10 protein-coding genes are annotated in these 9,603 nt (G+C 70.8%); 2 read left to right on the top strand and 8 right to left on the bottom strand.

Annotation, left to right across the window (positions count from 1 at the left end; genetic code table 11):
- Positions 1-16 precede the first annotated feature (16 nt).
- Genes M8C13_RS03185 through M8C13_RS03205 form a run of 5 tightly spaced genes read right to left on the bottom strand, consistent with a single transcriptional unit; the run spans position 17 to position 5,327 of the window.
- Positions 17-661 carry a 4'-phosphopantetheinyl transferase gene (locus M8C13_RS03185; protein ID WP_252478918.1) on the bottom strand — a complete coding sequence of 215 codons (645 nt, stop codon included), beginning with the start codon at positions 659-661 and terminating at the stop codon, positions 17-19.
- Positions 658-1,515, bottom strand: a complete 858-nt coding sequence (locus M8C13_RS03190; RefSeq protein ID WP_374213015.1) for a metallophosphoesterase — start codon at positions 1,513-1,515, stop codon at positions 658-660. Before M8C13_RS03190 ends, M8C13_RS03185 begins: the two co-directional genes overlap by 4 nt.
- Before the next feature lie 25 nt (positions 1,516-1,540).
- Entirely contained in the window at positions 1,541-2,545 is a 1,005-nt protein-coding gene (locus M8C13_RS03195; RefSeq protein WP_252478919.1) for a hypothetical protein, read from the bottom strand.
- Positions 2,542-3,771 (bottom strand): MFS transporter, encoded by a 1,230-nt coding sequence (locus tag M8C13_RS03200; protein ID WP_252478920.1) that lies wholly within the window; start codon positions 3,769-3,771, stop codon positions 2,542-2,544. Before M8C13_RS03200 ends, M8C13_RS03195 begins: the two co-directional genes overlap by 4 nt.
- Before the next feature lie 14 nt (positions 3,772-3,785).
- The gene (locus M8C13_RS03205) at positions 3,786-5,327 is read right to left on the bottom strand and encodes a discoidin domain-containing protein (protein ID WP_252478921.1); all 1,542 of its coding nucleotides are present in this window, start codon (positions 5,325-5,327) and stop codon (positions 3,786-3,788) included.
- Between the two features lie 278 nt (positions 5,328-5,605).
- On the opposite strand from M8C13_RS03205, the gene M8C13_RS03210 reads away from it, so the two are divergent.
- On the top strand, positions 5,606-6,184 hold the full coding sequence (locus M8C13_RS03210; protein WP_252478922.1) for a DUF308 domain-containing protein: 579 nt from the start codon (positions 5,606-5,608) through the stop codon (positions 6,182-6,184).
- On the opposite strand, the gene M8C13_RS03215 is transcribed toward M8C13_RS03210, so the two are convergent.
- From M8C13_RS03215 to M8C13_RS03225, 3 genes are all read right to left on the bottom strand, one after another.
- A complete protein-coding gene (locus tag M8C13_RS03215) occupies positions 6,185-7,684 on the bottom strand; it encodes an alpha/beta fold hydrolase (RefSeq protein WP_252478923.1) in 1,500 nt (499 codons plus the stop codon).
- A 160-nt stretch (positions 7,685-7,844) separates the two neighbouring features.
- Positions 7,845-8,315 (bottom strand): hypothetical protein, encoded by a 471-nt coding sequence (locus tag M8C13_RS03220; protein ID WP_252478924.1) that lies wholly within the window; start codon positions 8,313-8,315, stop codon positions 7,845-7,847.
- A gap of 85 nt (positions 8,316-8,400) precedes the next feature.
- Positions 8,401-9,171, bottom strand: a complete 771-nt coding sequence (locus tag M8C13_RS03225) for a hypothetical protein (protein WP_252478925.1) — start codon at positions 9,169-9,171, stop codon at positions 8,401-8,403.
- 72 nt (positions 9,172-9,243) lie between these two features.
- Here M8C13_RS03225 and M8C13_RS03230 point away from each other — a divergent pair, with 72 nt between their 5' ends.
- Entirely contained in the window at positions 9,244-9,603 is a 360-nt protein-coding gene (locus M8C13_RS03230; RefSeq protein ID WP_252478926.1) for a helix-turn-helix transcriptional regulator, read from the top strand.

Raw genomic sequence — 9,603 nt, forward strand, 5'->3', positions numbered from 1 at the left:
CCCCCGTTCGTGTGCCCTATCCGGGCACCACCACCGAGGTCAGCACCAGCCCGTCCCGCACCAGGTACCGCCCCGTGAACCCGTCCACCCGGTACCCGTCCACCACCGGCGGCTCGATCAGGATCCGGGCCCGGAACCCGCCCTCCCGGTCGAAGGTCAGCTCCGCGTCCTGGAATCCCAGCCACGCGCCGGTGATCGGGAACCACGCCTTGTACACGCTCTCCTTCGCGCTGAACAGCACCCGGTCCCAGTGCAGCCCGTCCCCCGCCCCGGCCAGCCACTCCTGCTCCGCGGGCACCGCCACCATCCGCTGCACGCCCGGCGGCAGCACGTCGTGGATCTCCGCGTCGATGCCCACCGACCGGATGCCGGCGCGGTCGGCCACCGCGGCCGCGCAGTAGCCCTCGCAGTGGGTGATGCTGCCGACGATCCCGTTGGGCCACAGCGGTTCCCGTTTCGGGCCGCGCAGGATGGGCTGTTCCGGCAGGCCCAGGGCGGCCAGGGCGCGGCGGGCGCAGGTGCGGGCTTGGGTGTACTGCTTGCGGCGGCGTTCCACCGCGCGTTCGACCGCGGCGTGTTCCTCGGGCAGCAGGTAGGCGGTGGGGTCGTCGCCGACCACCTCGGCCGCGTGCACGCCGTCGGGGAGCAGCTCCTCGATCATGCCGGCAGCGGGTACTGCGGTTCGGAGTCCACCAGCACGTCGCGCAGCACCGGGCGGCGGCGTTTGCGCGGCTGCCACTCGCGCGGGTAGCCCAGGGAGACCTCTTCGAACCGGACCCCGTCGAACTTGTCGGTGAGCGGGATGTGCAGGTGGCCGGAGACCACCACCGCGGCCCGGTAGCGCAGGTGCCAGTCCTCGGTCAGCGTGGTGCCGCACCACAGCGCGAAGTCCTGGTAGTGCAACCGCTTGGTCGGGCCGGGGTGCAGTGGGAAGTGGTTGACCAGCACGGTCCGCCGCTCCGCCGGGATGGCGTCCAGCCGCTGGCGGGAGTAGCGGACCCTGGCGTGGCACCAGGCGTCCCGGCTGGGGTAGGGGTCGTGGTGCAGCAGCACCTCGTCGGTGCCGACCACCCCGGCCTCGCGGGCGCGGGCCAGCGCCTGGTCCTTGGTCTCGTCCACCCGGCGGCCGATGGAGTAGTCGTAGAGCACGAACAGCGGCGCGATGACCAGGTCCTCCTCCGCGCCGTGCCACACCGGGAACTCGTCCTCCGGCGTGACCACACCCAGGCCGCGGCAGAGCTCGACCAGGTGCCGGTACCTGGCCTCGCCGCGCAGCTGCACCTCGTCCTTGGGCACGGTCCACAGCTCGTGGTTGCCGGGCACCCAGATCACCTTGGCGAAGCGGTCCCGCAGCGTGCGCAGCGCCCAGTCGACGTCGGCGATCGTGTCGCTCACGTCCCCGGCCACGATCAGCCAGTCCTGATCGGACTCGGAGCGGAGACCGGCCACCACCTCGCGGTTGGCGGCGCGGTCACAGTGCAGATCGCTGGTGGCCAGCAAGCGCGGACTCGACACGACCGCCGACGATACCTGGCGTTGCTCAACCGGTCCTGGTGGCGGAAGGAGACGACGCCCACCGGATCAGCATCTTGCTGGCCCCGGAGCCGTCGGCCGCCGCGGTCCACACCTCCTCCCCCGGCAGGCCGTAGACCAGCGTCTTGTCATCCAGCCAGGCCACCTGGTCGTCGATCCCGGCCGGTTCCGCGATCGCCGTCTCGGCCATGGTGGCCAGGTCCAGCACGTGGATCCGCCAGGGCCGGGCGCCGTCGGAGGAGATGCGTTTCTTGAATGCGATCCGCTTGCCGTCCGGGGACAGCGAGGGGCATTCCACGTTCTCCCGCAGCGCCTCGGCCTGCCAGTCCCGGTAGGCCGCGCGGACCAGGTGGGTGCGGCCGCCGGTGGACACCGTGGCGTAGAAGGTCTCGCTGTCCGGGGTGAAGCTGACGCCCCAGAAGTTGACGTCCTCGGCCATGTGCTGCTGACCGCCCAGCCGCAGCGGGATCTCCTCGATGTTGGTCTGCAAGCGGTCCAGCTCGTGGTGGTAGATGCCGGTGCGGGTGGAGAAGCTGGTCGCGTTGTAGGCATCGCCGGTGACGAAGGTGGTCCAGGCGGCGATCTTGCCGTCCGCGGACAGCCGGGCGCGGCTGACCGTGCCCAGGATCTCGAACCGCTTCAGCTCGGTCAGCTGGGCGTCCAGCAGGATCACCACCGCCCTCGGCGCGGGCCCGGCCTCCGCGGCCACGCACAGGCCCCGGTCGCCGCCGGTGGAGAACCGGTCGCAGCGCAGCTGGCTGACCCGGCGCGGCCCGCCCGGATCGGCCCGCGGCACCGAGGCCACCACGCCGAAGTGCGGGCCGGGCGCGGTGTTGCGGAAGACCAGCCTGCCGGGCTCGTCCAGCCGCACCGGCGCCGGGTCGATGGCCAGGTCGGCCGCGGGCTGCTGGTCCGGCGCGGTGGCCCTGGCGTGCAGGGTGTAGACCACCGCGGCCGAGCCGAGCAGGACCGCGGCCAGCACCGCGAGCAGCATGCGCAGCTTGGTGCTCATCGCGCCTCCTTCAGCCGGAACACCGCCGCGGCCACCACCAGCGCGAGCGCGCCGCAGGCGGCGAACACCGCGGGGTAGAGGCCCCACCAGGTCCACGCGGCGCCGAAGGCCACCGCGGAGAGCAGCTTGGCCACCGCCTGCGCGGTCTGCAGCACGGCCATCCCGCTGGTGCGCTGGTCCTCGGGCACCAGCGGGGCGACCGCGGCCATCAGCACGCCGTCGGTGGCGGCGTAGAACATGCCGTGCGCGAGCAGGGTGCCGACGAGCAGCGGGATCCCGTCGGCCAGCCCGGCCACCAGCAGGTAGGCCACCAGTAGCAGCACGTGCCCGGCCAGGAACATCCGCCAGCGCCCGATCCGGTCGGCCAGCTTGCCCAAGGGCATGGCCAGCAACAGGTACACCCCCGCGGTACCCAGCGGCAGCATGGCGATGTAGGCGGGCTCGACCTCAAGTCGCTTCTGCAGCAACAGGTAGAGGAACGAGTCGCCGACGGTCACCAGGCCGAGCAGGGACGCCCACAGCACGATCCGGCGGAAGGCCTTGCCGCGCAACAGGGCGAAGGAGGCGCGCAGCGGGATCCGTTCGGTGGTGGCCGGTCCGCGCTTGTCCTGGACGAACAGCCCGAACAGCAGCACGCCCAGGGTGGCGAAGCAGAAGCTGACGAAGAACACGGTGTCGTAGCCACCGGCCACGACACCCAGCAGCAGGAAGGCGGCCAGTGGGCCGAGGAACGCGCCGACGGTGTCCATCGCGCGGTGCACCCCGAAGGCCCTGCCCTGCTCATCGGCCGGGGTGGACAACGAGATCAGCGCGTCCCTCGGTGCGGTGCGCAGTCCCTTCCCGGTCCGGTCGACGGCCAGCACCAGGCCCATCGCGGCGGCGGAACCACCGGCCGCGATGAGCCCGAGCTTGGCCACGGCGGACGCGCCGTAGCCAAGCCCCGCCACCAGTTTCCGGCGTTGCCACCGGTCCGCGAGGTGCCCCCCGAGGACCCGCACGATCGCGGTGGCCGCGGAGTACAGCCCATCCAGCAACCCGAACTGCAACGGGCTGAATCCCAGCCCCAGCACCAGGTAGAGCGGCAGCACAGCGGTCACCATCTCACTGGAGATGTCGGTGACCAGGCTGACCGCACCCAGCGCGAGGACGTTTCCGGCTACCGCCCGCCGAGCACCGCCACGTTCGCGGTGTGGGGTGCCGGCGGCCCGGGTGGTGGCGAGATACATCGGGTGCTACCCCCTCAGCGACAGGTGAACGGGCCGGCCTTGTCCAGCAGCTTGTTGTCGGTGCCGACGATCTCCCAGGAGTAGCTGGCGCCGTTGAGGATGAGCTTCATGACGCCGTGCTTCTTGATGTAGACCTCCATGCCGGCCCTGGGCACGTGCTGCTGGTTGTAGATGGAGTCGCCGCCGATGCCGACGATCGCCGAGCGGATACCGTTGACCTCGTCCACCTTGCCGCTGGAGTTCAACGGCTTCAGCCGCTCGTAGTGGTGGTCGTGACCGGAGAGCACCAGGTCCGCCTTGGCCTTGACCAGTTCGTCCCACAGCGGGGCCATGCTCGGGTTGTCGCCGTAGTGGCCGGAGTTGAACCTGGGATGGTGCCAGTAGGCCACCACACAGCGCTTCTGGTTCTTGGCCAGGTCGGCGCGCAACCAGTCGAGCTGGGCCCGGTCGTTGGCCTTCTGCGCCATCGAGTCCAGCGCGACGAAGTGGAAGTCGCCGAAATCGTGGCTGTAGTACATCTTCCCGCCACCCAGGGGTGAGGCCGCGGCGCCGAAGTACTGCCGGTACCCCTTGCCCTTGCCCGCCGGGTCGTCGTACTCGTGGTTGCCCGGGCTGGGCTTGGTGATGTTCTTGAACCGGCCCCAGGTCGGCTCGTAGTACTTGCGGAACTCCTCGATCGTGCCGCTGTTGTACTGGTTGTCGCCGGCGGTGATGATCATCGAGGGCTTGATCTTGTCCACCAGCGCCGCGGTCTTGGTGCTGGCACAGGTGGATCCGGAGCAGACCGGCACGATGTCACCGACCGCGACCACCACCTGGCCGCCCGGCGTGCCGGGCTGGGTGCGGGCGGCGAACGGGGCGCTCTCGGCGGAGATGTTGCCCGCCGCGTCCCTGGCCCGGACCGCGTAGTTGAAGGTGGCGCCGGAGGCCAGTCCGGTGTCGGTGAAGGAGGTCGTGGCCGAGGAGCCGACCAGGTTGCCCTCACGCAGGATCTCGTAACCGGTGACCCCGACGTTGTCCGAGGACGGGTTCCAGGACAGCGTGATGCTGTCCGCGGTGGAGGAGGGCGAGGCCAGCCCGGTGGGCGCGGTGGGCGGCTGGATGTCGCCGGACCCGGTGCGGCTGCCGTAGACCGACAGCTCGAACAGCGAGTAGCCGTAGGTGGTGGCCCTGCGGGTGCCGTGCACCCTGATGTGCCTGGTGTTGGTGTTCAACGAGGTCAGCTCGTCCACGCCACCGTCGGATCCGGTGACCGAGCGGATGGTGGTCCAGGTGCGGCCATCGGCGGATGCCTGCACCTGGTACTCGCTGGCGAAGGCGGTCTCCCAGGTGAGACTCACCCTGTTCACGATGGCCGGACCGCCCAGGTCGACCGCGATCCATTGCGGGTCGGCGCCTTCGGCGCTGGCCCAGCGGGTGGTGGTGTCGCCGTCGACCGCCTTGCCGCCGTCGAGCTCGGCGGTCTCGTTCGACGAGGTGGTGGTCAGTTTGTTGAGCGAGAGCAGGGAATCGTTTGCGGCGCTTGCGGTGAGCAACGACTGGGTCAGCGTGACCACCACAGCCGTTGATATCAGTGCGGGAAGGACACGAATTCTCATGGCGGTGTGTTTCTCCTCGACGAGCCTGTGTCGAATCCGGCGCGTGGCGGCGGCGGCGGTGTTGGCTGGCCGGCGTCGACGAGGGATTTAAAAGTTAAGAAACCTCCCTGTCTATTCGGAGTGATCAGCACCGTAAGCGCTTGCCCGGCGTAGCGCAACCCGCCAATCGGGCCACGACCAGGGTCGTTGCGACCCACAACAAACGGCGCCGTCCGGCAGGCTGCGATCATGGGCGGGTGCTGGAACTCCTGCGTGACCACCACCGGCTGCTGACCGTCCGCGGCGCCCTCGCACTGCTGTTCGCCGTGCTCGCCTTCGCCTGGCCGGACACCGACTGGGTGGTGCAGTTCGGTGTGCTGGTGGCGTACCTGGTCGCCGAGGGCGTGTTCGGGCTGCTGCTGGCCTTGCGCGGCAAGCAGTCCCCCGCACTGGACCGCTCGCTGTTCGCACTGCCCGCGCTGTTCGTGCTCGCCGGGGTGGCGATCACCGCGCTGGCCTTCGCGGTGGACCCGTTCATCGGCCTGCTGGGCCTGGTGGTGACCACCTCGGGCTGGCCGGTGGTCAACGGCATCGGCCAGGCGCTGGCCGCCGCGCGGGCCAGGGAGCTCTACACCCGGATCGGCCTGGCGATCAGCGGCACACTGTCCATTGTGGCCGGTGTGCTGGTGATGAACGTGCCCACCCAGGAGGTCTCGCTGTGGACGCTGCTGGCCTGGTACGCCATGGTCTCCGGCGCGATCTTCCTGGCGCTGGGCATCCGGTTCCAACGCGGCCAGGGCGGACCGCGTGCGGCCCGCCCTGGTAAGTCCCGCTGATCAGTCGCCGCGGCAGGTGAGGTCGCCGCCGGGCAGCACGCCGTCGCGCAGGTAGGTGTTCACCGCGTTCTCCATGCAGCCGTTGGGGTAGCGGGAGAACAGGCCGTGCGCGCGCACCCCGGGCAGGGTGATCAGCCGCGAGCCGGACATGGCCCGGTGCAGGTCGACCCCGCTGTCGTAGGCGGTGCGGGTGTCCTCGGTGGCCTGCACGATCAGCGCGGGCACCGAGTTGCGCACGATCACCGGCGCTTCCACGGGCTCGGCCCAGAAGGCGCAGGGGTTGATGCCGTTGGCCAAGGCGCCGAAGACCGGCTGGCTCGCCCGGCTGCGCTGGATGTTGCGCCAGTACCACTCCGGGTCACGCCGCACCGCCGCGTCCCCGCACATGATCGCGGCCTGCCCGGAGAGCTGCGCGTTCGGATCCCGCCTGCTCAGCACGTGCAGGCTGGCCAGCAGCCCGGGGCTGGGGCTGACCTGCTTGCCGTCGGCGGCGTCGGTCAGCACCCGCACGGTCTCGGCCAGCACGGTGTTCAGGCGGGTGTCGCCCACCTGCTCGAACAGCACCATGGGCAGCATGTGCTCGTCGACCTGGTACTCCCCGACCGGGATGGCCTGCCGCGCGGACCGGCGGATCAGCTCCTCCACCGCGCCGCGCACCTGCGCCGCGGTGCGGCCGAGCCGGTACTCGCCGTCCCTGGCCGCGGTCCAGGCCGCCCAGTCATCCAGGGCCCGCTCGTTCGCCGGGCCCATGTCCCGCACCATCTGCTGGGAGTACCGCTTGGAGTCCACCGCGCTGTCCAGCACGATCCGGTCGCTGCGGCGCGGGAACATCTGGGTGAACACCGAACCCAGGTAGGTGCCGTAGGAGTAGCCGAAGTAGCTGATCTTCCGCTCACCCATGGCGCCACGGACGACGTCCATGTCCCGTGCGGTGTTCCGGGTGGTGATGTGCCGCAGGGTGTCGCCCTGGGTTTGCGCGCACCGGCGGGCCAGGTCGGCCTGCAACGCGACGGTGCGGTCGAAGCCTGCCCGGTCCAGCCCGGAGGAGCGCAGCATGAAGCCCACCGGCCAGCCGCAGTCCACCGGGTTGGACCGGCCGACGCCGCGCGGGTCCATGCCGATGAGGTCGTAGCGGGCCAGCACGTCCGGGTTCAGCTTCGGCCGCATCTTCAGCGGCAGGCCGAGTCCGGGGCCGCCGGGTCCGCCGGGGTTGGACAGCATGATGCCCCGCCGCTGCCCCGGGTCGGTGGCCTTGAGCCGGGAGATCGCCACGGTGATGGTGCGGCCCCGGGGCTGCTGGTAGTCCAGCGGCACGGTGACCTCGGCGCACTGGGCGCCCGCGGCGTCCAGATCCTGGTCGCCACAAGCCTTCCAGTCCAGGCGCTGCTGGTAGAACCGTTCTGCCCCACCACGTCCGGCGGCCTCCGGCTCGGCCCCGGCCAGACCGGCGCCGGCCAGCAAACCGGCCCCGGCCGCCGCGGCGGTCAGCAGTGCGGTCATGCGTCTCATCGTCAAGGCTGCCTTCCCCGTGTTCACCGGCCGCCGCTACTCGGTGGCCGGTGATCACAAGGCTAGGAACTCCGGCCGCGCCGACCCAGCCAGACAGCACCCGCATCGAGGGTCCAGACCACTGCCGTCCCGGGGGTGGGGCAGGCCCCACCTAGTGCGGCACGTAGACGCCGTCGACCTGCTTGGCCGAGCCGGGGGTGAAGGTCAGCACGGTGCGCAGGGTCCGGTGCCGGATCTTGGCGTCCGCGCCGGGAATGGCGTAGTGGTCGGCGAACTCGTCCAGCGCGGCGAAGTCGGGTTCCCTGGCGCAGATCAGCAGCATCTCCACTGCCGGGTCGACGGCCTCGGCGGCGGACTGGACGTTCGCGGCGACCTCCGCGTCCAGCTCGGCGTGCGCCAGGCGCAGCGCGATGCCCGCCGGCGCCAGTTCCGCCACCAGCTCGGTGATCCGCTCGACCTGCTCGACCAGCTCCGCGCGGTCACCGATCGGGCCGAGCTCCAGGAACGCGCGAATGCCCCGGTCGCGCAGCAGCTGCCGGGTCGCGCGGTCGGCGGGACCGATGACGGCCCAGTCCGCCGCCGCCAGGTTGCCGCCTCGTCCGATGCACAGGATCCGCCCCATCCGCGCATCCTCGCACGGCCGGCTGGGGACGCCGTGGAGTGCGGCGTCCCCAGCGAGTACTGAGCTACCGGCGCGGGTCAGGCCGTCACGGCCGTACCGCCGTGCCCTCGGTGAGGGTGGTCTGGCCGGTCACGTACTCACTCCACACCCCGACCGACAGCCTGGCGCCCGGCCGCGCGAAGCTCCGCACGAAGCTCTGTCCTTTGTGGACAGCGCCGAAGGTCACGTAGAACTCCTTGGTGCTGGGCCGGTCCTGTGGCGGGATGTCGCTCACCGGCAGGATCTCGTCCAGGCCCCAGCCATAGGATTCCCGGTAGCCGCCAACCACCCGCTCCAGGGTGTTCTCCAGGATGGCGCCGGTGACCGGAATGTGGATCAGGACGCCGCGCCTGCCCTGGCCCAGGACGGTGTTGAAGACCAGCACCTCGCTTTCGCCGCCACGGTAGAACACCGCCCGGCCGGAACCGACCTGGGAGCCCGGTGGGCAGGCCGCCGCGCCCAGCTTCGCGATGACCGATCGATCACAGGTCGGGAATAAGTGCGGACTGAAGTGCACCGAGCGGTCGAACAGGAACACGAACTGCCGGGCCGCGGCCGGCTCCACCCCGGTGGTGGTGGAGCGCAGGCTGGTGAAGGAGACGGTGACCCCGGACCGGGAACCACCGTCCCTGGCGTAGGTCACGGACCCCTTGTCGATGTTGACCGGGCCCGCCACGGCGGGCTCGTGCGGCCGCTGCGGGCCGAAGGGGGTCGGGTGCGGATGTGCGCCGCCGGGCGCGGCCGAAGCCGGTCCGGGTGCGGCGACGAGTGCGATGGCGACGACGACGGCGGACAGGATCACCTGACGGGATCGCATGGGCAGAGCCTTTCCATCCGGTCTATTCGATGCTCAACGAATAGACCGGATGGGAGGTAGAGTCTTCGTGAAGTGTCGAAAAGACTGGAGAACCTCGCCAGGGAGGACAGGCTCGTGCCCCTCGGCCGCTGGACCGGCGTCTCGCACCCCGAACTCGACGAGATCACCGTCGACGACGTGCTGCACGCCCTCGCCGACCCCACTCGCCGCGCGATCATCCGGCTGCTCCAGGCCGAGGGCGACCGCCCGTGCGGCACGTTCGGGCTCCCGGTCGCCGCGTCGACCCTGAGCTTCCACTTCCGCGCCCTGCGCAAGGGCGGCCTCATCCGCCAGTACGACGAGGGCAGGCAACGGATGAACACGTTGCGCATCGCCGAGCTGGAGACCAGGTTTCCCGGTCTGGTGGCCGCCGTGCTCAGTTCCGCGGACTGA

The sequence above is a fragment of the Crossiella sp. SN42 genome, assembly GCF_023897065.1.
Classification (GTDB): domain Bacteria; phylum Actinomycetota; class Actinomycetes; order Mycobacteriales; family Pseudonocardiaceae; genus Crossiella.